Genomic DNA, 26,170 nt, shown 5'->3' with positions numbered 1-26,170 from the left:
TTGGAACGCATCAGACGATTTATTCGCGAGTTGTCCGAACGTCAGTGGTTGGAGCAAATGGAGCTGCGCAGCTGGGACATCACCCGCGCTTATTATAAAGTGCCAGGACAATATGAAGATCAGAAGGCTTATCCAGAAGGCGAGGGGTTGAATCGTTTCCCGAGTGATCAGGGAACGACCTATTTCTTCCGGACACGGTTGGATGTACCTGCCTCCTGGCAGAAAGAACCTTACGGACTTGTATTTGAATCCGGTGGGGAAGGCTTGCTTCGGGTGAATGGACATTCCTATCAGGGGCTGGATCGTAATCATACGTATGTAACACTCGACCCTTCCCGAGTAGGGGCTCAGCCTGAACTTGAGATTGAGTTATTCGATCCGGTACCCGAGCCTGTAGATCCACTGAACCAACAAGCGGTTATTCAGCCGCCGATTACATCAATTAGCAGTTTGTTGGTGCGACCGAATGAACCTGTCCGCAGCCTGATGTACACGGTCACGATTGTGCGTGATTCCGCAGTGCTGCTGCCGGAAAGTGATTTTCGCCGTGTGCGACTGTTGGAAGCGATCTATCGGGCGATGGATCAATTCGTAGGTCTGACAGAAGACGCTGTCAAGCAGGGGAATGGCATCCACAGTATCGAAGAAGGATTGATCCATGAAGTGCGAGAGATTGGTGGAAACGCCGAAGGCTTGGAGCATATGGTGGGGCAATCGCACATTGACATTGCCTGGCTGTGGCCTGTACGTGAGACGGTGCGCAAGACCAGTCGTACATTCTCCACGGTGGATGCACTCATGAATGAATACCCGGAGTATGTTTATTCCCAGAGCCAGCCTTTGTTGTACGCTTTTCTGAAGGAACATGATCCCGAGCTATATGAACGGGTGAAGAAGCGCATTGCCGAAGGACGCTGGGAACTGGTTGGCGGGATGTGGGTTGAGCCGGATCTGAACATTCCGAGTGGGGAATCCCTGATTCGTCAGATGTTATATGGTCAACGCTTCTATATGGAGGAGTTCGGCAAAACATCACAGATTGAATGGCTGCCAGATACATTTGGTTATTGTGCTTCCCTGCCTCAGATTTTGAAGCATGGCAATGTGGAGTACTTCATGACGACCAAGCTCGGATGGAATGATACGAACGTATTTCCATATGACCTTTTCCACTGGGTAGGTATTGATGGCACGTCCATCCTGTCTTATCTCAATCATGGTGTTAACGAGCATACGCTGCCGAAGGACATTCATGATCATTGGCAGTCTTACCGCGAGAAGGCGGCGCATCCTGAGCATATGCTTCTGTACGGGCATGGCGATGGTGGCGGCGGCGTGACGCGAGAGATGTTGGAGTACGTGGATCGTTCTGAGTTGATGGTGGGCCAACCGAAGAATGGTTATAGTACCGCCTGTGCCTTTTTTGACGGAATCGAGAAGGCGCAGCCTGATCTTCCGAAGTGGCATGGCGACTTGTATTTGGAGCTTCACCGGGGTACCTATACGACCCATGGTCGCAATAAGCGCAACAACCGGAAGGCTGAGGTGCTTTATCGCGAAGCGGAGCTCTGGAACACACTTGCCTTACCGGATATGGAGCCGCAGCAGGATGCTGAAGTGCGTTTGGCGTTGCATGATGGATGGAAGCTGATTTTACTGAATCAATTCCATGATATTATCCCTGGTTCGGCCATAACGGAATCCTATGTAACGTCGGATGAGGAGTATATTCGGGTATTCGAATTGGGTAGAGCAGGACTGAATCAAGGTGTTGCTGCATTAACGAGGGGGATTAACACGCAGGGGCCAGAGGGTTCTGTTCCTTATGTTGTGTTCAACAGCCTTGGTTGGAATCGAAGTGAAGTCGTTCAACTTCAAATGCAAGATGGATTGGATCGTTACGTTATAGATGAAGAAGGTCAGCGTTTGCGCATGGATCAGGAAGATGGCCAAATTTCGGTTCTGGTGACGGATATTCCAGCGTTTGGTCATAAGACGATTTGGCTCGTACCGGAAAATGCAAGGGAAACGAATGTACGGGAAATGGCGAGCATTGCCGGGCAAAAGAACTTTACAGATACATGGGAAACCGCGCATTACCATGTTCAGTTCAGCGAGCGTGGCGAGATATCCCGCTTGTGGGACAAGACAGCAGAACGCGAGATTCTGAAGCCAGGTGAGCGCGGCAATCAATTTCACTTTTTCCATGACCGTCCGACGCTCTGGGATGCCTGGGATATCGACAGTCGTTATGAGGCTCAGATTGCTGGAGAAGTGGAACTCTTGGAGAAAAAACTGGTTCTGGCAGGTACTACGAAGGATGTACTTCGTTTTCAGTGGAAGCTTCACCAGTCTGTGATAACACAGGATATGGTGTTCTATCATGACAATCGACGGATCGATTTCAAGACCCATGTAAGCTGGAATGAAGATCATAAATTGCTCAAAGTGGGCTTCCCAATCGATGTAGTGAGTTCCAAAGCGACCTATGAAATTCCATTCGGTGCATTGGAGCGTCCAACTCATCGTAACACGAGTTGGGAGCAAGCTCAGTATGAAGTGTGCGGACACCGCTTCGCAGATGTCGCCGAGCACGGATATGGCGTCAGTCTGCTCAATGATTGCAAATATGGATACGACGTACAGGGAAGCACGATTCGCCTTTCCTTGTTGCGTGCACCGAGATGGCCTGACCGGACTGCGGATATTGGAGAACATGACTTCACCTATTCCCTGTATCCACATGAAGGCGACTGGAGAAGTGCACATACGGTACGTCAGGCAGCCGAATTAAACCATGAAGTGCCTGTGCATCAGGTGGACCAGAACGCAGGCGTACGCCCGGCAACTGGATCATGGATTGAATTCGATAGCAACCATGTCATCTTGGATACGGTCAAACCGGCAGAGGCAGGAAACGGTACAGTACTCCGTTTCTATGAGTCTTCGGGCACACGTGAACGAGTGACGCTGCAATGGCCGCATGCATTTGAGCAAGCTTATCTCTCCAATGCTTTGGAAGAAGCAGGCGAGCCTTTGGATACCACCAATGGTCAGATTACATTATCTTTTAAACCTTACGAAATAAAAACCGTGCTATTACGGTAAACCTTTTTGAAATATATTGAGCTATGTAAGATGAACTAAAACATGTACACGACAACGGAGAGTGCAGAACCAGATGGAGAAACGAAGTGTTCGCCTAAAAGCTTTCTGAAAGAAAGCTACATCGGAAGCATACGCTATCCCCGGATTTTCCCATTGGAGAAGGGAATCAAAAAAATCTGGGGATAACAGCGATCGGAAGATGGTACTGCAATCGTAGTGTCCAGTGTACAGTTAATGAGTTTATCTTGCTACGGCTACACCATTCAATTTGTTTAAGGAGTGCACTCATTCATGGAACAATTCAGACTACCCAAAATACCGATGCCACCTGTTGCATTGCCACAAGCTGTACAGGCTGTAATGAAAGAAGCAGAGCAGAAGCTGTCACATCGACCGAAGCTGCTTCAACTATTTAAGAACTGTTTCCCGAATACGATTGAAACAACAACTAAATTAATGGACGACGGCACAACATTTGTCATCACTGGCGATATTCCAGCTTCATGGCTAAGGGATTCTGTGGAGCAAGTGGTGCATTACATTCCATTTGCCAAGGAAGATCAAGACCTGCAACGCATTATTGGTGGTCTGATTAAGCGCCACATCCAGTACGTTCATATTGATCCGTATGCCAACGCCTTCAACGAGACAGCCAATGATTGGCACTGGAACACCACCGACGTGACCGAGATGTCACCTTGGGTGTGGGAGCGCAAATTCGAGATTGATTCCTTGTGCTTTGTTGTGCGTCTCGCTTATTTATATTGGAAAGAAACCGAACTGACCGATATTTTCGATTCCAGCTTCAAAGCCGCCATGCGCAAAATCGTGGATTTGTTCCGGGTGGAGCAGCATCACATGGAGAAGTCACCATACAGCTTTACCCGCAATAACGGCATTGCTACGGATTCAATTCGCAATAACGGACGAGGTATGCCCGTCAATTACACAGGCATGATCTGGTCCGGTTTCCGTTCCAGTGATGATGCGTGTGATTTCCACTACAACATTCCAGGCAATATGTTTGCCGTGGTTGCCCTGCGTCAGATGCAGGAGTTCGCGGAGTGGGTATTCCGGGATATGGAGTTCCTACAGGAGCTTAAGGATCTGGAAGCCGAAGTAGATCATGGTATTCAGCTGTACGGTATTTACCGTCATCCCGAGTTTGGCCCGATCTATGCCTATGAGACGGATGGTTTCGGCAACTACTGCCTGATGGATGATGCGGGTACACCGGGACTGATGTCCATTCCTTATCTTGGCTACGTCACAGCGGATGATCCGATCTATCAGAATACGAGACGTTTTGCGCTCAGCAAAGAGAATCCGTTCTATTATGAAGGCAAAGTTGCCAAAGGAATCGGCAGCCCGCATACACCGCCGGATTACATCTGGCATATGGGTCTGTCCATGCAAGGATTGACGGCCCAGTCTGCTGAAGAGAAGCTCGAAATCATTCGGATGCTGGAAGCAACGGATGCGGATACAGGATATATGCATGAAGGTTTCCATGCCGATGATCCGACGATTTTTACGAGAAAATGGTTTGCTTGGTCCAACAGCCTGTTCTCCCAGTTGGTCTATAAATCCATGAAGGATGGTTTGCTATGAGTAGCGCACAGGTGAAGAGAACCAAGTTGATTATTTTCTCTGATCCAACGTTTCCAGTGGAGGGTACTTTGCCAACGCAAGGTGCTCTTGATTCATGGAAAGCATCGGAAGAGATCATCGTTGTGGGCGCGGATGAATTGGCTTCGGCTTTGAGCACAGCGGCAGGTGAAGGGTGTTTCGTGAACCTGCATGCGCCTTATTTTCCTAAATCCGCTTGGACCGAAATCGCAGCTTTTCTTCATCAGGGGGGAAGTCTGATCAGCATTGGTAGCGCACCATTCAAACGTCCTGTTCGTCAGGAGAATGGGGCATGGATTTCCGAGTCGGAACAAACGGCGTATCACCAGGAACTTTACATTCATGAGGCGTTAAAGGTATCCGCAGCCAAAGTGGATTCACTAACTTCCTCAGAAGATATTCCACTCCTTGCAGGCAAAGAGAGACTGTTCGAGAATGCGGATACGTGGAATCTGGTACCTCATACAACCAAAACAAGCGATTTGCCACATCAGATGGGTTCCTCAGGTCCGATGAGCACGCAGATTTCTCCGCTGCTCCGCGGCCGCAGCAAGGATGGTCGCAACATCGCTGCCCCAATCGTATTATGGGAAAACTCCCGCAGTACGTTTGCCGGTTCGCGCTGGCTGTTTGTGCATCTGCCTTTGACGGCTACCTTCTGGGATCAGAACGGAGCAGCCGAAATCGTGAACTGGGCGCAGTATTGCGCCAAAGGTGTGACCGAGCTATCTCTGAAGCCGAACTATGCTTCGTATGAATTGGGTGAACGAGCTTCACTGATCCTCCAAACTCAAATTCTACAGCGTGCGGGAAGCAGACGAAGTGAGCCGGAGCTGTGGACGTTTGATTTAACCGTTGAACGGGAAGATCGCACAAACAGCACGGTAGAGAAGGTATGGAATCATCAACTGGAGCTGGAACTTTCCGGCGAACAGCGTTTTGAACGCATTCTTCTTCCGGTTTCAATCGAGAGCGGGCTGTACCGAATCGTGGGTCGTGTTCAGGCACCGGATGGCGAAGTTCGCATACTGCGGCAAGGCTTCTGGGGTCAGGACGCAGCTTTGTTGGCAGAAGGGGAAGTCATTACACGCAGCAGAGATTATTTTATCAAAGACGGTCGTCCATTGCCTGTGGTTGGTATGACCTACATGACCTCTGATGTGGCACGGAAATTCCTGTTCCTTCCTAATGCGGATGTATGGGATCGGGATATGGCACAGATGGCGAAGGCCGGCATTAACTGGATTCGGACCGGAATCTGGACTGCCTATCGCAACATGATGCAGGTGGATGGTCATATGTCTGAGGATGTACTGCGTGCTATTGATGCGTTCCTGTTAACGGCAAAACGGCACGGCCTTCAAGTGACGTTCACCTTTTTCTCCTTTACACCCGAGACGTGGGAAGGAACAAATCCATATTTGGACCCGCAGAGCGTAGATGCACAGAAACGCTTCATTCGCAGCATTGTTAGTCGTCACAGACATTCCACACATGTGGACTGGGACTTGATTAATGAACCGTCGATGTTTGATCCTGTGCGCATATTCTCCGATGGGCCACGTTCGGCAAGAGATTCGTATGAGCAGCAGGCGTTTATCGAGTGGCTTCAGCAGCGGCATCAGACGATTGAAGCGTTGCAGGAGGCATGGAACATGTCACCTAAACAGCTCCCTGACTTCACCGCAGCAGTCATTCCTGAACCGGAAGAGATCAATTTCGATGTACAGGACATGCACAAGGCTAAAAAAGGAACACGCTGGCTTGATTACTGTCTCTTCTCGATGGAGATGCATAATGTTTGGGCGAGAGAGCTTGTAGGCACGATCAAGGATCTTGTTCCCCATCATTTGGTTACCGTAGGGCAGGATGAAGCTCTCGGAGCACAGCGCCCTTCACCGTTCTTCTACGAGCGTGAAGTGGATTATACAACCGTGCATTCCTGGTGGCTCAACGATGACCTGATCTGGGATGGCATTTTCGCCAAAACACCACATAAACCCAATCTCATTCAGGAGACAGGCATCATGTATGTGGAAACCCCGGATGGCCGGGCCAAACGTACAGAGGAAGAGCTTCACAGCATTCTGGAGCGCAAATACGCCTATGCCTTCTCAACAGGCGGTGCAGGAGCAGTGCAATGGATCTGGAATACAAACTTCTATATGGATAATGCCAATGAATCTCATATTGGAGCGCTGAGAGCGGATGGTACGGAAAAACCTGAAGCCGATGTGTCTTACGATTTTGGCCGATTCATGGAGCAGATTCGGGACTTGTTTACCGATCGCGAGCTGGAGGAGATTGCGGTGGTCTTCCCGTATTCCAACGATTTCTCGAACCGTTCCCTGGCTTACGATGCAACTACAAAATTGACCCGTGTGATGGCTTATGAGCTGAAGCAGCCATTCCTGGCTGTATCCGAGTATCATCTGGAAGCATTGAAGCAGCAACCACCGAAGCTGATCATGGTTCCGAGTCCGCACAACATGGACAGTGATGCCTTAAGTGAGCTATTCAACTTCGCGGAGAATGAAGGAGCTACGCTGCTTATTACTGGCCCGCTCGGGTTGGATGCTTATTGGAAGAGAAGTGATCGAGCAGATCATCTTGTTGGCCAGCGCAGTCTGGGCAACGTACAGCGAGAAGAAATGCTGAATATTAACGGGGTGAATCACCGCGTCACGTATGGTCGTCGCCGGATTGCCGAGGTGGCAAAGGAAACGTTGCTTCATGCGGAGAATCATACACCTGATGAAGTAGAAGTACTGCCATTAGGCAAAGGCAAGTTGATCTGGAGCCCGCTGCCGCTGGAGCTGAATGGCCGGGATGAGCCGCTGGCTGACCTGTATCGATATGCGTCAGAAGTGGCTGGTATTAAAAATGAACTGGAATGGATATCTGGCGGTGATCTGGCAGGGATTTATGGCCGGAAGCTGAGCTTCCCGAAAGGGAATCTGTACGTATTTGTATCGGAGTTCGCTTTGAATCATGAGGTGAAAGTCAGAGATACACGTACGGGAGTCATATATACGTTCCTGTTGGAGAAAAATCGCTCGGTGCTGTTTGCCACAGATGATGCCGGACAGCTGCAAGCCGTATATCGTCCGGATGAAGTAGAGATTGTACAACAAGAGGTAGAGGGGGAATAATACAATGACCAAACCAACAAGCAAATCGAAAAGAGCGCATATTATTTCTCACACGCACTGGGATCGGGAATGGTATTTGCCGTATGAGAAGCATCATATGCGATTGGTGCAACTGGTGGATGCCTTGCTGGATCAGCTCGATCAGGGGCCAGATTTTAAAAGCTTTTACCTGGACGGCCAGACGATCATCATCGATGACTATCTTCAGGTTAGACCTGAGCAGAAGGAACGGTTGGAGAAGCATATTCGTGATGGCCGGATTGTCATTGGGCCTTGGTATATTTTGCAGGATGCCTTCCTGACCAGTGGTGAAGCAAACGTACGTAATATGCAGGTTGGACATCGGGATGCCAAACGTTACGGAACACCTTCAAAGATCGGATACTTCCCAGATACGTTCGGACTTGTAGGACAGACACCGCAGCTTATGCTGCAATCGGGCATCGATAATGTCTTTTTTGGGCGAGGCGTGAAGCCAACGGGCTTCAACAACATGGTGTCTGACGATGGATACGAATCCAGTTTCTCAGAGCTAATGTGGGAAGGTCCGGATGGATCTAAAGTGCTCGGTGTTTTATTTGCCAACTGGTACTCTAACGGGAATGAGGTTCCGGTGGACGAAGCTTCAGCTCGGAAGTTCTGGGAAACCAAGCTGGCTGACGCGGAGAAATATGCTTCGACCAATGAATTGCTGTACATGAATGGATGTGATCACCAGCCGATCCAGAAGGATCTGCCTGAAGCCATCCGTATGGCTGAACAATTGTATCCCGATATCGAGTTTGTTCACTCCAACTTCCCGGATTATCTGTCAGCGTTGAAAGCATCTGCGGTTCAGGAGTTGTCTGTTGTAAAAGGAGAGCTGCGCAGCCAGCGTACTGATGGCTGGGGCACTCTGGTCAACACGGCTTCCGCACGCGTTTATCTGAAACAGATGAACCAACTGGGCCAAGCCATGTTGGAAAAAGTGGCTGAGCCACTGGCTTCGTTCGCGCATTTGCTGGGTCATTCATATCCGCATGATCAGTTTACCTATGCCTGGAAAACGTTGATGCAGAATCATCCGCATGACAGCATCTGTGGCTGTAGCGTAGACGAAGTACATCGCGAGATGGTCACACGGTTTGATAAGAGCCGTCATGTCGCTGAGGCCCTGATTGAGGATAGCACCAGCCAAATCGCTGCAGCTGTGGATACTTCAACCTTTGAACGATATGGTGATGAAGCCCGGCCTGTGGTTGTGTTTAACACTTCGGGATGGGAGCGCAGCGGTGTGGTTCAGATTGAACTGGATGCGGCCCGTTTGTACTTCCGCGACGGTTTCTCATTGGAAGATATGGCAGCCAAAATGAATGCCATCGACCTGTCAGGTCGTATATTGGTGGATGAAGAAGGCAAACCAGTTCCGTGTACGGTAGAGGATCTGGGTCTGCAATTCGGCTATGATCTGCCGGATGATCGATTCCGTCAGCCATATAGCTGCCGTCGGGTCAGCATTACGTTTGAAGCAGAGAATGTGCCTGCACTTGGCCTGAAGACGTATGCCTTGGTTCGCATGGACAGCAATGCCGCGAATTCAAATACACTGCTGCGTGGTGAACGTGGCATGGAAAATGAATATTTTATCGTAAATATTGCAGACAATGGATCTTTTGCACTTACGGATAAACGGACAGGCCGAACGTATAAAGATCTTGGCGTGTATGAAAATGTCGGTGATATCGGCAATGAGTACATGTTCAAGCAACCGGAGAACGAAGTAGCACTGACTACGAAGGATCTTCGGGCAGAAATTCGAGTTATCGAAGATGCGCCTTACAGAGCTTCGTACGAAATTGTTCATCATTGGGAGATTCCTGAATCCGCCGACGAAACGCTTGATCGTGAGCAGCGGGAACTTATCTATTATCCGCATCGTAAAGCTCAACGTTCCAAACAAATGGTTACGCTCAAGATCCGAACCATTGTGTCGTTAAGCCGCAGTGGAAAAGGCATCAAGCTCGAAACAACCTTCAACAATCAGGCGAAGGATCATCGGGTGCGGGCACTCTTCCCGACGGATCTGACAGCTGCTGTTCATCACGTTGACTCGATGTTCGAAATTGCTACTCGCGATAATACGCCTGCACCGGAATGGCAGAATCCGAGCAACACCCAGCATCAGCAAAGTTTTGTTGATGTGAGCGAGGATCAGGCCGGGTTGGTTGTAGCCAATCTCGGTCTGAATGAATATGAGGTTCTTGAGGATGGACGGAATACGATTGCGGTGACATTGCTTCGTGCCGTGGGAGAGCTTGGAGACTGGGGATTGTTCCCGACACCGGAAGCTCAGTGTCTTGGCGAGCATTCCTTCCAACTGGAGATTATCCCTCATGACGGGAACGGAGCAACATCCGGAGCGTACATTGAAGCTTATCAGTTCCAGATTCCATGGACTTTGGCTCAGACGAACGTACACCCGGGATTCCTGACGCCAAGCAACACACCTTTTGAGTGGCAAGGGGACGGTCTTGCGTTTTCTTCACTGAAGGTGAACGAAGATTCGGGTGATCTGATGTTGCGTTGGTATAATATGGGGTCGAATACGACTGAGTTGAAGTTTGCTGCTTCTGAGTCCATCCCGCAAGCATTGGAAGATGCATATCAGAGCAACATTCTGGAAGAAGAGACAGGTAAACTGAATTCTTCGATGATAAATGGATCTTCCACTGCCTTAATCAGCAAAGAATGGGCTCTTCAAGCGGGACCTTGTGAGATTGTTACGGTGGGGTTACGTCGTTAATATTCCAAGCGTGATCGGATATATTTTTTGTGTAATGTCTAACCGAAGTTCTGCGCACTGTCATGGAATGGATAATGCTTTTTCCAGCTGAAAATGTTGAGTTATTCCTCAAGTTTATATAGAATGAACAGTAGAATTACAAGCGATCGAAGGTTACCCTGCCATCATGATGGTCATCGTAAAATTCAATTGTTCATTCTATATTGAAACTATTAAGGGGGCTTGAAGCCATGGAATCCTTGGGAGGACTGCTTCAGCAGCTGAATCCTTCCTTTCGTGAACAGTCGCGGCGGATTGCGGCGGAATTGATGGAAGATCCGTACGTACGCGAATTCCGCGCAGGTCATCCTGAACTGAAAGATGCACAGCTTATTACCGATCTGAGCAAGCTGTATCAGTATGCCAAAGATTCGAAGAACTGTGCGAACTGTCCGGGGCTCGACAACTGTCCTAACGATTTCCAGGGTCACTTTTGCAAACTGGAAGTAGAGCATTTTAACGGTAAACCCGAAATTATAGATAAAAAAGCACCTTGTTCCAAACATATCGCCCGGCAGAATGAGCATGTTATCAAGCAAAGAATCCGCAGCTTCTATGTGGACGAGCGTGCGCTCAATGCAGGATATAACGATGTGGAAATTATGGGCAAGGATCGGATGCGTGCTCCGGCGGTGAACCAGGTTCTGCGTTATATTAACGACACCAAGGAGAATGGATTGTCTCCGCAAGGACTGTTTTTGGAAGGATCATTTGGAACGGGCAAGACGTTTCTGATGTGTTATCTGCTGCATGAACTCGCGGTTGTGGGCCACACAGGTGTTATTATCTATATGCCTGATTTTGTGGAGGATCTGAAATCCATGATTAGTGAAGGAAACAAGCTGAAGGAAACGACGGATATTCTGAAAAGCTGTGATCTACTCATCTTTGATGATATTGGGGCAGAGAATCTGAACCCATGGGTTCGAGATCATGTGATGGGTTCCATTCTGAATTACCGTATGAATCGCAAACCTACATTCTACACGTCTAATTACAACTTGGATGGGCTGGAGAAACATCTTAGCTTCACCAGCAGGGACGGCGAGGAAATGAACAAAGGCCAGCGTTTGATGGACCGGATTCGTCCGTTTGTTGATGTCATCTCGGTTCGAGGTGAGAATCAACGGGGTAAACGTTAATTTCTATTTATGTTACCGATCTGATCTATTTTTTACTCATATAGTCCCAAAAAAAGCCTGGCTTTCGCAATGTCGCGAAAACCGGGCTTTTCTGGCCTGCGTGCAGCCTGAAGATCCTATTCGGTGATAAATTTGAAAATCACCATTCCGAAAAAGATAACCGTCATCAGGCCGGCCATGCCAGCAACACCCGCAATCAGATCAAACAGATCGTTACGGGGTTCCTCGTTCACATGTTCACGCGGGTCGTTGATCCGCACATTTGCATCCATGGTATTGCCTCCTTATGGGGATAACAGCTTGCCCTTACAGGGAACTGAAGCCCGGAGTAATTTTAGTATACTTGGAAAAGAAAGCGTTTGTAAAGATTTTGCAGTGAACCCGCTAGTTCCCCAATTGTGAAGATTTGATGTTGGGAAGATGAACATTGATGCGTTCATTTCACAACATTAGAGTTGCTGTGTTATACTGGAAGTGTCGTTCGCGACGTTACAGGTTAAAATAAACCGTAAGTATATATAAGGAGGACAATTTCATGGCTATTGTTAACGTATCCGATCAATCCTTCAACGCTGAAGTCGAAGGCGAAGGAACGGTTCTTGTTGATTTCTGGGCGCCTTGGTGTGGTCCTTGTAAAATGCTCGCTCCAATCTTGGAAGAGCTGTCCACCGAAGTTGGCGATGCAGTGAAAATTGCTAAAGTCAATGTGGACGAAAATCCGGAATCCGCTTCCCGCTTCGGCGTAATGAGCATTCCAACATTGATCTTCTTCAAAGATGGTCAACCGGTTGATAAAGTGGTTGGTCTGAACTCAAAAGATGCTCTCAAAGGAATTATCGAAAAACACCAATAATTAACCAAGATTTCACATACGCCTCCGGTTATGCGCCGGGGGCGTTTTGCGTCGAATACTTTCATATAGGACAATATAAGATATACTATTTATTATAAGGTGAAACTGAAATTTACATGAACAACGGAGAGGGCAGAAATGACTTGTAGAAACGAAGTGGTCGCCTAAAAGCTTTCTGAAAGAAAGCTACTTCGGAAGCATGCCCTATCCCCGGATTTATACGTTATAAGAAAAGAATCAAAGAAATCTGGGGATAACAGCGATCGAAAGGTCATTCTGTCATCGGAAAGCCTCATGTAAGGTGAAGCTATCAGCTTTCTCAGTAATCGGGAAGGAGGACCCACCGAATTATGGATGAATTCATTACAAACGTGCAGGAGCAGGAGAAGGCACTAGAGCAGATTCGCCACAAGCTGGCTTTGCTGCCTGACATGTCCGGCTGTTACCTGATGAAAAATAGTGAAGGTACTATTATCTATGTAGGTAAAGCCAAAGTGCTGAAGAATCGCGTAAGATCATATTTTATCGGCAGTCATAATGGGAAGACACAGCGCCTGGTGTCCGAAATCCGTGATTTCGAATATATCGTTACCGGCAGCAATATGGAAGCACTCATTCTGGAGTGTAACCTGATCAAGAAACATATGCCGCGGTATAACGTGTTGCTCAAGGATGATAAGACATTTCCTTACCTTAAAATTACGAATGAAAAGCATCCTCGACTCGAAGTGACCCGGCGGGTGCTCAAAGATAAAGCCAAATACTTCGGACCTTATCCGAATTCATATGCGGCACACCAAACGAAAAAGCTGCTTGACCGGATGTATCCGTTACGCAAATGCGGTGTGATGCCGAAGGAAGTATGCCTGTATTATCATATGGGACAGTGCCTCGCTCCCTGTGTGCAAGAAGTGGGCAAGGAGCAGTATGATGAGATCTCCCAGGAGATCAGTTCTTTTCTGAGTGGAGGCCATGAGGAAATCAAGAAGGATTTACAGCGCAAAATGCAGGAAGCGGCTGAGGATCTATATTTTGAACGTGCCAAGGAACTTCGGGATCAGGTCATTGCCATTGATGCGATGATGGAAAAACAGAAAATTACGATGGCGGATGCCAGAGACCGCGATGTGTTTGGTTTTGCCATTGATAAAGGCTGGATGTGTGTCCAGATTCTATATATGCGTCAGGGGAAAATGATTGAACGACATGTATCAACGTTTCCATTTTACGGTGAGGCATACAGTGACTTTATGTCTTACGTGACCCAGTACTACAGTGATAATCCAGCGTTGCCACAGGAGATCTTACTGCCGGAAATGCCAAAAGATATGGCAGCTGATGACGGTGGTGCGGATGATATATCCGATGCTGCTGGAGCGGTACCTGCGGCGGTGACAGCCGAGTCAGAAGAGACAACGCGATTGGCGCAAGATTCTGTGGTTGAGCTACGTGTTGCCGAGGCCCGTGCATCTTATGGTGATAGCCAACCCGAAGCAGAAGCGGAAGAAGCTACGATGGTTATCCAGGAAGACGCTGTTGCTCAGGAAGATGTATCGGCTGATAAACAGCCCCCAGGTCTTGAAGATCCTTCTCAAGTCGCAGCAGCATTGCAGGAATGGCTGGAAATCAAAGTCCACATTCCGCAGCGTGGATTGAAACGCCAGATGATCACGATGGCCGTGGATAACGCACGTGTGGCACTGGAAGAGAAGTTCCGCCTGATTGAGCGGAATGAAGAACGGACATCGAAAGCTGCTGAAGGACTGGGACGTTTTATTGGACTGGATCAGCTTCACCGTATCGAAGCGTTTGATAACTCGAACATCCAGGGTACGAACCCGGTATCTGCCATGATCGTATTTACCGATGGAAAACCGGATAAGAAGGAATATCGGAAGTACAAGGTCCGTTCTGTTGAAGGTCCAGATGATTATGAAACGATGCGAGAGGTCATCCGTCGTCGTTACGAACGGGTGTTGAAGGAAAACTTAACCCAGCCTGACCTGATCGTGGTCGATGGAGGTAAAGGGCAAATTTCGGCAGCCGTGGACATTTTGGAGAATGAATTGGGCCTGTTTATTCCGGTATGTGGTCTGGTGAAGGATGCGAAGCACAAGACCTCACAATTGATGATCGGCAACCCGCCGGAAGTCATCTCCTTGCCGCGTGACAGTCAGGAGTTCTACCTGTTGCAGCGGATTCAGGAAGAGGTCCACCGTTTTGCGATTTCGTTCCACCGCGAGCAACGTGGTAAATCGATGGTGACTTCCCGTCTGGATGCCATTCCGGGGATCGGAGAAAAGCGGCGCAAGCTGCTGCTGAAGCATTTTGGCTCTTTACGCAAAATAAAAGAGGCCAGCGTCGAAGACTTCCGGCCTCTATCTATTGGTGACAAGCTTGCGAATCAGATTATTGCAGCACTTCGTGATGAGGAGTCGTGACATACGGCTTCTCTTTTTGTTTTGGATTCATCTTATAGATGACATAACCAACGATGGCCGGAAGCACAATCCAGAAGAGTCCTGCGGAAATGTTCAGTGCATCACCCATGAAGATCAGGCTTAGCCCCATCAACAGGCTGTCAAAGATAACATGCGCGAATACAACGGCGATGAAGCCGTGGCGCAGCATGATCAGACTGAACAAAAGTCCGATGACAGTAAGCTCTATTGGACGTGTGATCACCGGATAGATCGGGTACAGGGTGTGTCCCAGAGCCCAGATCAATGTTGGGATAAGGCAGGCGATGAACGTATTTCGTACCACCTTCTGCATCATGCGAATCCCGAACAGGCGATAGACCGTTTCCTCACCGATCCCGGCCATCCAAGCCATAATCGGGAAGATCCAGGCATAACTCATGTTGTATGTGGACTGGTCAGCCGATGTTGTTGACCAGCTTCCAATACTGCGCTCCAGAATAAAGAACAGTACGGATTGCACACCCAGTAGAATCAACGCCCATAAGTAGCCTGTATACATACTGTGCAGTACATATTTGCCGTATCCGGGTTCTTTGGCCCGAGGCCAAGGATTCAGACCGATTTTGCGCCACATGCCGTCACCGGCAACGAGCGACAGATAGATGGTTGCACTCATAACCAGCGTTATCCCAGCTTGCATCACCATCAGGAAGGTCAGCATAAAATTAGATAGCCCCTGCGCCTGAAAGAGCGGGATCATGTTCAGTGTGCCAATCACGGAAGCCGCAAAGTATACCAAGGACAGAACGATTCCGCGTTTGAACGACGTGTTTGCCCTCGTCAGAATACTGTAGATGATCGCGAGCACGCCAAGCACAAAGGTCAGGAAAGCATAACCGCCGTAAGTCATCCAGTTGGCTTGCCGAGTCTGATTTTCTACATAGTCAGTATGGGAGTCAGGGACTGAGAAGACCGATTCGAAGGAGCGAACGGCTCCGTTTTCAAACGTAAAATTCAGTTCCAGCTTGGAATCTCCAATTTGCTTTTCATTATCTGTGTATTGCAGCCCCGCTTCTTCTTCACGGGTGTCCAGTTGAAGTTTCGGTACAGTATACCCGAATTCGCCAAGGACGCTAGCGGCAAGCTGCTCTTTTTCATTTAGAGAAAGGTTATCTTCAGCTAAACGTTGGGCAGCATTCACTTTGCTTTTGTCCTGCTCAGCCTCAATGGATGCATACAGGGAAGAAGGCAGTTCGCGCTTGAAACCGACAACTTTTCCTGTTCTCATATGTACGTCAACATTCAAATAACCGCCTTTGTCCTGATCGGGCAAACGAACGCGGTACACATCGTAAGGATAGGTTGTTTCCCATTTCTTGTTATAGGTTTCTAACTGTTTGGTTTTGGCCATATACCCATAAATATCGGAATGGGTTTGGTACGTCACCAGCTCGTTTCCGGTATCCGTCGGAAGGGTATAATCAGGTAGAGAAGCTGCAAAAGATCGTGCCGACTCCGCCGCTTTCTCCTTGCTTATGAAGGAAGTAGACTGGATATCAGTCGTTTGCGATGAGGTGGCAGGAAAGATTTGAAAAACGAAAAACAGAATCAGACCAATCGCCGCAAGCAACCCTAAACGCTTGAAGTTAGCTTTGAGTACCAAAGGCTGCCCTAAGGGATTCATTTAATATTGTTCCTCCTTTATTAATGTGGATATTAAAGTAAAGATAGCACAGCCCAAGCCCCGAATGCCAATGGCGAAACGAGAAGTGGTGCAAATGCATGAAAACGAATGAAAATGATCGAAACAATCTGATCTATCCGTCGCCATATCTGAGTTTTTCCCTTTTTGACGGAATTCGATGCTATTTACACAAAAATCGTTTTGTGTACAAACGTCGCAGCGCTTATAATTTTGAATCAAATGTCCAATATTCCGCATGTCTTTAGGCTAACAAGGGAACGAATAGAAGGTATAAAAGGCATTCCAACCTAATGTATATGTATTACAGCGAAAATCATACATGTTTACGCTCCGAAATAGGGCTTTCAAAGGGCTTGGCTATTCCGTCAAGTGATATGGAAAAGCACTTCGGAGAAAGGCTCCACGTCGTGGGGTCATTTTCTTTTTGGCAGAGGTGGATGATACTCAAGTGAAAATGAATGTTCAATGGATGCGTCTATCGCCACCCCGAATTCTGGTCCTAGGGTTCGCGGGTATTATATTGCTCGGGACACTTCTGTTGATGCTCCCGACATCCAGTCGAAGCGGAGTCAGCCTTCCTTTTATTGATGCACTCTTCACTGCGACTTCTGCAGTCTGTGTAACGGGGCTGGTTGTGGTGGATACAGGTACTCATTTTTCGACGTTGGGTCAGATTATAATTGCAATCCTGATTCAAATTGGCGGTCTTGGCTTTATGACGATGTCGACACTGGTGGCGATTGCATTCAAACGGCGGATCTCTCTGCGTGAGCGGTTGATTTTGCAGGAAGCGATGAACCAGAGTACGATGGAGGGGATTGTCCGTCTTATTCGCAAAGTTGTGATCTACTCCCTCATATTGGAAGGCATATGTGGCACGTTGTTCGCCATTCGGTGGTCGTTTGATATGCCAATGGGGCAGGCCATCTATTATGGATATTGGCATGCCATCTCCATGTTTAACAATGCTGGGTTTGATATGTTCGGGGAATTCCGCAGCTTAACCGGGTATGTGTATGATCCGCTCGTGAATTTTACTGCCATGTTCCTGATTATTGCAGGCGGTATCGGTTTTGTTGTTCTATCTGATCTGGTGGAGTATCGGAGGACGAAGAAGCTTTCGCTGCATTCCAAAGTGGTATTGCTGACGACAGGTTTGTTAATCGTATTTGGCGCACTGGTTATTTTTGTTTTTGAATTCAGCAATCCCCGGACACTGGGTGGTTTGAACTGGGGTGGTAAAATTCTCGGTTCGTTCTTTCAGTCGGTTTCCCCAAGAACAGCAGGGGCGAATACGGTAGACATTGCTGGCCTGAGACAGGCAACGCAATTTTTCATCATTATATTAATGTTTATTGGTGCTTCCCCCGGTTCTACTGGAGGCGGCATTAAAACAACCACATTCATGATTATGGCCGGAGCTGTCTATGCCATGATGCGTGGACGGGAAGATATCGTCTTTTTCAGATATCGGCTCCTACAGGAACGGATTTTCAAAGCACTGACGATTACACTGCTTGCCCTGTTGCTCATTATTGCCGTTACGATGGTGCTTAGTACGACGGAAGACAGCAGTTTTTTGATGATATTATTTGAGACGACATCCGCCTTCGGTACCGTTGGTTTATCTATGGGGCTTACACTGAAGCTGACCACGATCGGCAAGCTTTTGATCTGTTTCACCATGTTTGCGGGACGTCTTGGACCAATTACGCTCGCGTATGCACTCGGACAGAAAAAGGGTAAAGAATTGTACAGGTATCCGGAAGGCAAAATGATTATTGGATAAGGGGTTCGTGAAGAACAATGAAAACACAGCAGTTTGCGGTAATTGGGCTAGGGCGCTTTGGCTCCAGTCTGGCACAGGAATTAATGGAGCTTGGTTATGAAGTGCTGGGTATCGATAAAAATGAAGAAGTCGTCCAAGACATGAGTGAATTGGTCACCCATGCCGTCGTCGCGGATTCAACTGATGAGGAAGTGCTGCGCTCCCTGGGCATCCGTAATTTTGACTGCTGTGTTGTTGCCATTGGGGCTGATATCCAGACCAGTATTCTCACTGCTATTTTACTGAAGGAACTCGGTGTAAAAACAGTTGTGGCAAAAGCCATTTCAGTCCTTCATGGACGGGCACTGGACAAGCTGGGGATCGATCGTGTCGTTTATCCTGAGCGTGATATGGGAATCCGGGTTGCCCATCAGCTCGTCACCCCGAATCTGCTGGATTATATCGAATTGTCCGATGATTACAGTATTGTGGAGATGAAGGTTCCAGCCTGTCTGCATAATAAAACGCTGTCCACTCTGAATGCTCGAGTACGCTTTGGTTGCAGCATTGTAGCTCTGCAAAAGGAAGCCGGGGTTATCATTGCCCCGACTGCACTGGACTCGCTTCAGATGGGTGATATCATGGTGATTATCGGCATGAATGATGACATTGACCGTTTTGAGGAAGAAGTGATCAGCCAAGAGAGCTAGAGCTGAGTCTATTAAATGAAAGCAGAGCGTTGAGCTCGGCTGATTAATATGAATGCTAAGGCGTCGTAGTCCTCCGTGAGGGCAGCGGCGCCTTTGCTGTAAAGAGAGCAGCCGTTTCCCTGACCCACTGTCTGGAGGTTTGGCTGAGGTCTTCCTTTTCCCCATAGATCATGCAGGTTGTGCGCCGGGTCTGTTGCAGTTGCGGCAGATATACCGAGACAAGATCATTGTCCGCAAGCAATTGAGGGCGGAGATACGACTTGGGCAACAGGGCTGCTGCTTTGCAGGTAGGCAGAAGACGGACAATCGCTTCAAAGGAATCAATCTCCATGCGAATATCAGGCATCACGGCGCAGCGCTGAAACAGGTCGTCGGTTAATTTTCGATACCAGGTTCCTTTGGAGAACGTAATCATCGGCAGATCTTGCAAATGTTCCATTCCGGCTTCTTTACCCGATAGGGGATGCGTTAAGGGCACAACCAGCTCCAGATGATCATCAAAGAGTGGCACACAGTTTAGCCCGGCTTCACTTATAGAAGAGGCAACGATACCTACATCAGCTTTTTTATCCCGCACAAAAGAGACAATTTCATGTGTTTTCCCCGTCACCAGCTTGATTTCCGCATTCGGATGTTTCTCCATAAAGGCATTTACCAGCGGTGGCAATGTGGTTTGAAGCGTTGTCAGACTGGCTCCAAGCGTAATGGAGCTTTGTTCTTCGTCCTTGTACTGGGCCAGCATGGTCAGAAATTTTTGTTGCTGCTGTTTCTGCTCTACCGCGAAAGTATAGGCGAACTGGCCTACGCTGGTTAATTCAAGTCGTTTACCACGGCGATGAAAGAGCGCCACGCCGAGCTCATCCTCCAATTTGGAGATTTTGCGAGACAGCGCGGGCTGTGACAGATTCAGCAATTTCGATGCACGGTTCAGACTGGACTGCTCTACAACCGCCGCAAAAGCGTTTAATTCCTCGAACATGAGCACTAACCTCTTTTCTAATGAACGTATGAACGTACTTTGCGTGAGGCATCTCCTTGTCAAATATTTCTCCATGTTGTATGGCCTGCACGACCGATGTTTATAACTTATACCTATAGGTTATAACATTTAATAATTATATTGCAATTCCCTTATAAGAAAAAAAGGAGTAACATGAATCGTGACACAAGTTGTTCACACCTGAAGAAAACGGAACAATTTGTCGAACCTTTCCTTGGGAAAGGTTTGTGTCATGATAAGCGAATTTTATTTATGAAAACGTTGTATTTAGCGAAAGGGGATCGACATTTTATGAAAGGGTTTTACTCCAGAAAGCTGCACTCCTTGCTTGGCGTCATTCCGCTCAGTCTGTTTTTCATTGAGCATATGGTGACGAACTTCTCGGCAGTTGAAGGCGGCAAAGAAGGCTTTAACGATGCAGTTGCATTTCTGAATGGCCTGCCGCTCGTGATTGTACTTGAAACGTTTCTCATCTGGTTGCCGCTGTTCTATCACGGTGTATATGGTTTGTACATTGCCTATCAGGCCAAGCCTAACGTGGGACGTTTTGGCAATGAGCGCAACTGGCGCTATACGTTGCAGCGCGTCAGCGGTGTCATTACGTTTGTGTTCGTCATCTGGCATATTTGGGAGACTCGTTTCCAGGTTGCGCTGGGGAATGTCACACACGAAGAGCTTGGCGGTGTCATACATGGCATCGTGATGAACCCGGTAACGTTTATTTTATATCTGATCAGTGTGGTTGCGGCATCCTATCACTTTGCCAACGGTTTGTGGTCGTTCCTGGTTAGCTGGGGAATTACCGTCGGTCCGCGTGCGCAGCGTGTATCTTCCTACATCTGCATGAGCTTGTTTGCTATCGTAGCCATCATGTTTATTGTATCGTTGCTTGCTTTCCGGAGCATGGATTTCCAGGTAGCCACTTCGATGATTGACGCAGTTAAGACAGTTCTGATTTAAGCATTTGGACTTTAAATGCTGACTTATAAGGGAGTGAACAGCAATGGCATCATCTAATGTAATTATTGTGGGCGGAGGTCTCGCGGGATTGATGGCGGCGATCAAATCGGCTGAAGCCGGAGTCCATGTTCATTTATTTTCACTGGTTCCCGTTAAAAGATCCCATTCCGTATGTGCCCAAGGCGGTATCAACGGTGCGGTAAATACCAAGGGTGAGGGCGACTCCCCATGGGTACACTTTGACGATACAGTATACGGCGGTGACTTTTTGGCGAATCAGCCTCCAGTCAAAGCGATGTGTGAAGCCGCACCAGGCATCATTCACCTGATGGACCGGATGGGCGTAATGTTTAACCGGACACCGGAAGGTTTACTTGATTTCCGTCGTTTCGGCGGAACGAAGCATCACCGTACAGCGTTTGCCGGTGCAACGACAGGACAACAATTGCTCTACGCATTGGATGAGCAGGTGCGTCGCTGGGAAGCGGCCGGTCTCGTGACCAAGTATGAGAACTGGGAGTTCCTGCAGGCGGTTATTGATGACGAAGGCATCTGCCGCGGCATTGTAGCACAGGATCTGAAAACGATGAAGGTACAGACGTTCCCGGCTGAAGCAGTTATTCTGGCGAGCGGCGGCCCTGGCATTATTTTCGGTAAAACAACCAACTCGGTTATCAATACAGGTACTGCCGCAAGTGCGGTGTATCAGCAAGGTGTAAATTACGCGAACGGTGAGTTCATTCAGATTCACCCGACAGCCATTCCAGGCGATGACAAGCTGCGTCTGATGTCCGAATCGGCTCGTGGTGAAGGTGGACGGATCTGGACGTACAAGGACGGTAAGCCTTGGTACTTCCTCGAAGAAAAATATCCGTCATACGGTAACCTTGTTCCGCGTGATATCGCGACGCGTGAAATTTTCAGCGTCTGCGTGGATATGGGCCTAGGCGTGAACGGCGAGAACATGGTATATCTCGACTTGTCACACAAAGATCCGAAGGAGCTGGATGTGAAGCTCGGCGGAATCATTGAGATCTACGAGAAGTTCATGGGGGATGACCCACGTAAAATCCCAATGAAAATTTTCCCGGCAGTCCATTATTCCATGGGCGGCATGTGGGTAGATTATAACCAGATGACCAACATTCCAGGACTGTTCGCAGCTGGTGAATGTGAATACCAATATCATGGTGCGAACCGTCTGGGTGCAAATTCCCTGGTATCGGCAATCTACGGTGGTATGGTGGCTGGACCGAAAGCAGTTGAATATATCAAAGGACTCAAAAAATCGTCCGCAGATATCAGTTCTTCCGTATTCGAAGGTTATACCAAGCGCCAAACCGATAAATACGAAGGCATCCTGAACATGCAGGGCAATGAAAATGCCTATGTCATTCACAAAGAGCTTGGCGAGTGGATGACGGCGAATATGACGGTGGTACGTTACAACGATAAGCTGGAAGCGACCATCGGCAAAATTAAGGAATTGAAAGAGCGTTACGGCAAAATCAACATGTACGACACTTCCGGTTGGAACAACCCGGGTGCAGCATTTACCCGTCAGCTGTGGAACATGATTGAACTGGCAGAAGCGATGACTTTGGGCGCACTGCTGCGTAACGAAAGCCGTGGAGCGCATTACAAACCAGACTTCACCGAACGTAATGACGAGGAATTCCTGAAAACAACGATCGCAAGCTGGTCGAAGGAAGGTCCAAAAATTTCGTACGAGCCTGTAGACGTTTCCCTGATCCCACCACGGATCCGGGACTACTCGAAAGATTAAGTAAAGCGAAATTTCGGTCTATTCATAAAGTTAAAGACTTAGCATCTTAACGGAAAAGCACTAGACACATAGAGGCAAAGCGTACACGGAGCTTCTCAATGTTACTGCCACCAGAATGAATGGAGTGTAGTTTCCAGCAAAGTGACCCTGCGTGCACGACGTAGCGGAGGAAGCGGAAATGCCCAGAAGAAGCGAAGCGCTCGCCTTTATCACCGGATTTTAACCCTGGGAAGGGTTGATAAAAAAAATCCGGGGATAACAGCGATCAGAAGGGCATTCCGCTGCCGGAGCGCCACCCGTGCACCAAAAGAGTAACTTTGCGCATCAGCAACACCAATCATCGTCACTCAAAGGAGGGGACAACGATATGACGGACACAGCTACAGCAAAAAAAACCGTCAAGTTTATCATCACCCGTCAGGACAACCCGGAGTCATCTTCGTACAACGAAGAGTTTGAGCTTCCGTACCGTCCCGGCATGAACGTTATTAGCGCCCTGATGGAGATCCAGCGGAACCCGGTTAATACAGAAGGCAAGTCCATTGCCCCGGTCTGCTGGGAATCGAACTGTCTCGAAGAAGTCTGTGGAGCATGCTCCATGGTCATCAACGGCAAGCCGCGTCAAGCGTGTGCAGCCCTGATCGACAAGCTCGAACAACCGGTTCGCATTGAACCGATGAAAACCTTCCCGGTGGTTCGTGACCTCGTCATCGACCGTACTCGGATGTTTAACGCTCTAAAACGGGTTAAAGCGTGGATTCCGATTGATGGTACCTATGACCTTGGTCCAGGTCCGCGGATGCCTGAGAAGAAACGTCAGTGGGCTTACGAGCTGTCCAAATGTATGACATGTGGTGTATGCCTCGAAGCGTGCCCGAACGTGAATGAAAAAACAGACTTTATCGGTCCGGCAGCTCTTTCTCAAGTACGTCTGTTCAATGCTCACCCAACAGGGGAGATGAACGCTGAAGACCGCTTGGAAGCACTTATGGAAGACGGAGGTATTGAGGGCTGTGGTAACTCGCAGAACTGCGTACGCTCTTGTCCAAAAGGTATTCCGTTGACTACCTCCATTGCCGAAATGAACAAACAAACAACCAAACACATGTTCAAACGCTGGTTGGGTGTGTAATCTAGTCATATTTAATGCAGAACTTCGGATCTGCACCATTAGAAGAAGTCGTGATCCTTGGCACATATAGCCTAAGATCCCGGCTTCTTTTTCTGTACTCGCAAAGGAACCGGGCTAGTCATGCAGAATATGGTATACTAAGGGGATGGATTTGTAGCGGAAGAAGGAGGGGGACGCATGGGAGAAACACCGCGTGAGGGCAGCAAGATCTCGCCGCCCCGGCGCTCACAGAATGGATCTGATTCGCAGGACTCCATTTTTCCCGGAGAGGAAAAGGATCATGATCCCTCCCGGCGCAGTTTTTTGCTGCGCATGATCTTAATGACGGCGAGTGCCAGTATACTCACAGGAGGATATGCCTGGTTATGGGAGCCTCGTCATCTGGAGATCAAGCACGTTGAATTGAAACTGCCCAAGATTCCAAAAGCATTCGAGGGATTGCGTGTGATTCAGTTCAGTGATGCTCATCTTGGATTCCATACGGGGCTGAAACAAATGGAGAAGCTGGCTGAAACGATACGGGAACAGCAGCCTGATCTGATTTGTTTTACCGGAGATATGGTTGAACGGGAAGCAGAACCGATGCGTGAATGTATTCCTGCACTGGCATCAATGCAAGCGAAGTATGGCAAATATGCCGTATTGGGGAACCATGATTATCGAGGCCAGCAGCAGCATGAAGTGGAGCTGATGTTTAAAGAGGCCGGGTTCACGTTGCTTCGAAACAGCCATGTTCTGATTGAACGAGGGGATTCACGTATTGCGATAGTAGGTCTGGATGACGCGCTTACGGGCAGACCTGATCCTGTTGTAGCAATCAAGGGGTTGAGTAGAGAGGTCTGGAAACTGCTGCTTATGCATGAGCCCGATTATGCAGACATTGCAGCACCTTACGGTTTCGGACTACAGCTCTCTGGACACAGTCATGGCGGGCAGGTGCGTTTTCCCTGGATTGGGGCACTGACTACACCAAGAGGTTCACTCAAGTATATTCAAGGGTTATATTACGCTGGGGATAAGCATATGCCAGTCTATGTGAACCGAGGCTTTGGCATGACCCAACTGCCGATTCGCTTTTTGTGCAGGCCGGAATTGACGGTTTTGGAACTAAAGGGTTAGCAACATAAAGAATATAGAGCATAAAGGGAGGTTAGCCAGATGGAACGAATTGCGATTGTATCCGATATTCATGGCAACATGACTGCTTGGGAAGCGGTATTAAAAGATATTCGGAGTCGCGGATTGAAGCGAATCTTTTGTCTTGGCGACCTCGTTGGCAAGGGGCCTGATCCAGTACAGGTTGTTGATCTGGTGAGAGAGACATGTGAGCAAGTTATCCGTGGCAACTGGGATGAGTTGGTTGCGGTTAATCAGGACAATGAAAATTTTACTTGGCAAGCGAAGCGGCTGGGTAAGGAGCGATTGGCATATCTGGAGAGCTTGCCGTTTACCCACCAATTAGAGCTGAGTGGTCGTACGATCCGTCTGGTGCACGCATCTCCCCAAAGTGTATATCACCGTGTACAGCCGTGGGATGAGATTGAGAAGAGGTTGGCCATGTTCGATCCTCCGGCAGATGAACCTGAGCTTGGTATGGCGGATGTCGTGGGATATGGGGATGTGCATAATGCATACTTGCAATTTATGAATGGAAAAATGTTGTTCAATGCAGGCAGCGTGGGTAACCCGCTTGATTTTACCCAGGCTTCTTACTGTATTCTTGAAGGAGAGAACAGCAACGATCGGAACACCCCGTTCAACCTTCAATTTGTAAGGGTGCCTTATGATATTGAGCAGGAAGTAGAGATTGCTCAGCAGGCTCAGGTGCCTTCGCTTGATTTTTATATCCGAGAGCTTCGTACAGGCGTTTATCGCGGGCTGCAAACGGATTAGTTATGTCAGGAATAAACCGCTGTAATGAATTGGCATACTAATGTTCGGGCTACTGAGCGGGTATTGTGGAGTATAGTGATGTTATTGT

The 26,170-nt window shown here is 48.4% G+C and carries 17 protein-coding genes; 14 read left to right on the top strand and 3 right to left on the bottom strand.

Annotated features, from left to right (window positions below; translation table 11 throughout):
• The 5 genes from AC4PM4_RS26195 (at nt 1) to dnaI (ending at nt 11,852) form a co-directional block, all read left to right on the top strand.
• Nucleotides 1–3,108 carry an alpha-mannosidase gene (locus AC4PM4_RS26195; RefSeq protein ID WP_491614884.1) on the top strand — a complete coding sequence of 1,036 codons (3,108 nt, stop codon included), beginning with the start codon at nt 1–3 and terminating at the stop codon, nt 3,106–3,108.
• 291 nt (nt 3,109–3,399) lie between these two features.
• Entirely contained in the window at nt 3,400–4,719 is a 1,320-nt protein-coding gene (locus AC4PM4_RS26190; RefSeq protein ID WP_063566095.1) for a glycoside hydrolase family 125 protein, read from the top strand.
• Nucleotides 4,716–7,889 carry a beta-galactosidase gene (locus AC4PM4_RS26185; protein ID WP_491614882.1) on the top strand — a complete coding sequence of 1,058 codons (3,174 nt, stop codon included), beginning with the start codon at nt 4,716–4,718 and terminating at the stop codon, nt 7,887–7,889. Before AC4PM4_RS26190 ends, AC4PM4_RS26185 begins: the two co-directional genes overlap by 4 nt.
• A gap of 4 nt (nt 7,890–7,893) precedes the next feature.
• Nucleotides 7,894–10,671, top strand: a complete 2,778-nt coding sequence (locus AC4PM4_RS26180) for an alpha-mannosidase (RefSeq protein WP_072735473.1) — start codon at nt 7,894–7,896, stop codon at nt 10,669–10,671.
• Between the two features lie 230 nt (nt 10,672–10,901).
• A complete protein-coding gene (gene dnaI, locus AC4PM4_RS26175) occupies nt 10,902–11,852 on the top strand; it encodes a primosomal protein DnaI (RefSeq protein ID WP_053783224.1) in 951 nt (316 codons plus the stop codon).
• Nucleotides 11,853–11,968: 116 nt separating this feature from the next.
• Here the strand turns inward: dnaI and AC4PM4_RS26170 are convergent, their stop codons facing one another.
• Entirely contained in the window at nt 11,969–12,124 is a 156-nt protein-coding gene (locus AC4PM4_RS26170) for a YqzM family protein (protein ID WP_090810527.1), read from the bottom strand.
• A 263-nt stretch (nt 12,125–12,387) separates the two neighbouring features.
• Between AC4PM4_RS26170 and trxA the strand changes: the two genes are divergently transcribed.
• Entirely contained in the window at nt 12,388–12,705 is a 318-nt protein-coding gene (gene trxA, locus AC4PM4_RS26165) for a thioredoxin (protein ID WP_036605788.1), read from the top strand.
• Between the two features lie 350 nt (nt 12,706–13,055).
• Nucleotides 13,056–15,146: an excinuclease ABC subunit UvrC gene (gene uvrC, locus AC4PM4_RS26160; protein ID WP_072735472.1), complete on the top strand. Its 2,091-nt coding sequence runs from the start codon at nt 13,056–13,058 to the stop codon at nt 15,144–15,146.
• Here the strand turns inward: uvrC and AC4PM4_RS26155 are convergent.
• On the bottom strand, nt 15,115–16,812 hold the full coding sequence (locus tag AC4PM4_RS26155; protein WP_063566091.1) for a CPBP family intramembrane glutamic endopeptidase: 1,698 nt from the start codon (nt 16,810–16,812) through the stop codon (nt 15,115–15,117). The two genes, uvrC and AC4PM4_RS26155, sit on opposite strands and share 32 nt — an antisense overlap.
• Nucleotides 16,813–17,287: 475 nt before the next feature.
• Here AC4PM4_RS26155 and AC4PM4_RS26150 point away from each other — a divergent pair, with 475 nt between their 5' ends.
• Both AC4PM4_RS26150 and AC4PM4_RS26145 read left to right on the top strand, forming a co-directional pair.
• Nucleotides 17,288–18,622: a TrkH family potassium uptake protein gene (locus tag AC4PM4_RS26150; RefSeq protein WP_063566174.1), complete on the top strand. Its 1,335-nt coding sequence runs from the start codon at nt 17,288–17,290 to the stop codon at nt 18,620–18,622.
• Between the two features lie 17 nt (nt 18,623–18,639).
• Nucleotides 18,640–19,311 carry a potassium channel family protein gene (locus AC4PM4_RS26145; protein WP_491614878.1) on the top strand — a complete coding sequence of 224 codons (672 nt, stop codon included), beginning with the start codon at nt 18,640–18,642 and terminating at the stop codon, nt 19,309–19,311.
• 55 nt (nt 19,312–19,366) lie between these two features.
• Here AC4PM4_RS26145 and AC4PM4_RS26140 read toward each other — a convergent pair whose 3' ends face one another.
• Nucleotides 19,367–20,290 (bottom strand): LysR family transcriptional regulator, encoded by a 924-nt coding sequence (locus AC4PM4_RS26140; RefSeq protein ID WP_063566089.1) that lies wholly within the window; start codon nt 20,288–20,290, stop codon nt 19,367–19,369.
• Between the two features lie 312 nt (nt 20,291–20,602).
• Between AC4PM4_RS26140 and AC4PM4_RS26135 the strand changes: the two genes are divergently transcribed.
• The 5 genes from AC4PM4_RS26135 (at nt 20,603) to AC4PM4_RS26115 (ending at nt 26,082) form a co-directional block, all read left to right on the top strand.
• Nucleotides 20,603–21,271 carry a succinate dehydrogenase cytochrome b558 subunit gene (locus tag AC4PM4_RS26135; RefSeq protein ID WP_491614876.1) on the top strand — a complete coding sequence of 223 codons (669 nt, stop codon included), beginning with the start codon at nt 20,603–20,605 and terminating at the stop codon, nt 21,269–21,271.
• A 43-nt stretch (nt 21,272–21,314) separates the two neighbouring features.
• Nucleotides 21,315–23,057: a succinate dehydrogenase flavoprotein subunit gene (gene sdhA / locus AC4PM4_RS26130; RefSeq protein ID WP_063566088.1), complete on the top strand. Its 1,743-nt coding sequence runs from the start codon at nt 21,315–21,317 to the stop codon at nt 23,055–23,057.
• A 367-nt stretch (nt 23,058–23,424) separates the two neighbouring features.
• A complete protein-coding gene (sdhB, locus tag AC4PM4_RS26125; RefSeq protein WP_063566087.1) occupies nt 23,425–24,189 on the top strand; it encodes a succinate dehydrogenase iron-sulfur subunit in 765 nt (254 codons plus the stop codon).
• 177 nt (nt 24,190–24,366) lie between these two features.
• Complete coding sequence (locus tag AC4PM4_RS26120) at nt 24,367–25,308, top strand: metallophosphoesterase (RefSeq protein ID WP_491614874.1); 942 nt, start codon at nt 24,367–24,369, stop codon at nt 25,306–25,308.
• Nucleotides 25,309–25,347: 39 nt separating this feature from the next.
• Nucleotides 25,348–26,082: a metallophosphoesterase family protein gene (locus AC4PM4_RS26115; protein WP_274568408.1), complete on the top strand. Its 735-nt coding sequence runs from the start codon at nt 25,348–25,350 to the stop codon at nt 26,080–26,082.
• Nucleotides 26,083–26,170: the final 88 nt, after the last annotated feature.

It is taken from the genome of Paenibacillus sp. MDV22-iso6 (assembly GCF_058408365.1).
This window is presented reverse-complemented; position numbering and strand designations above follow the sequence as displayed.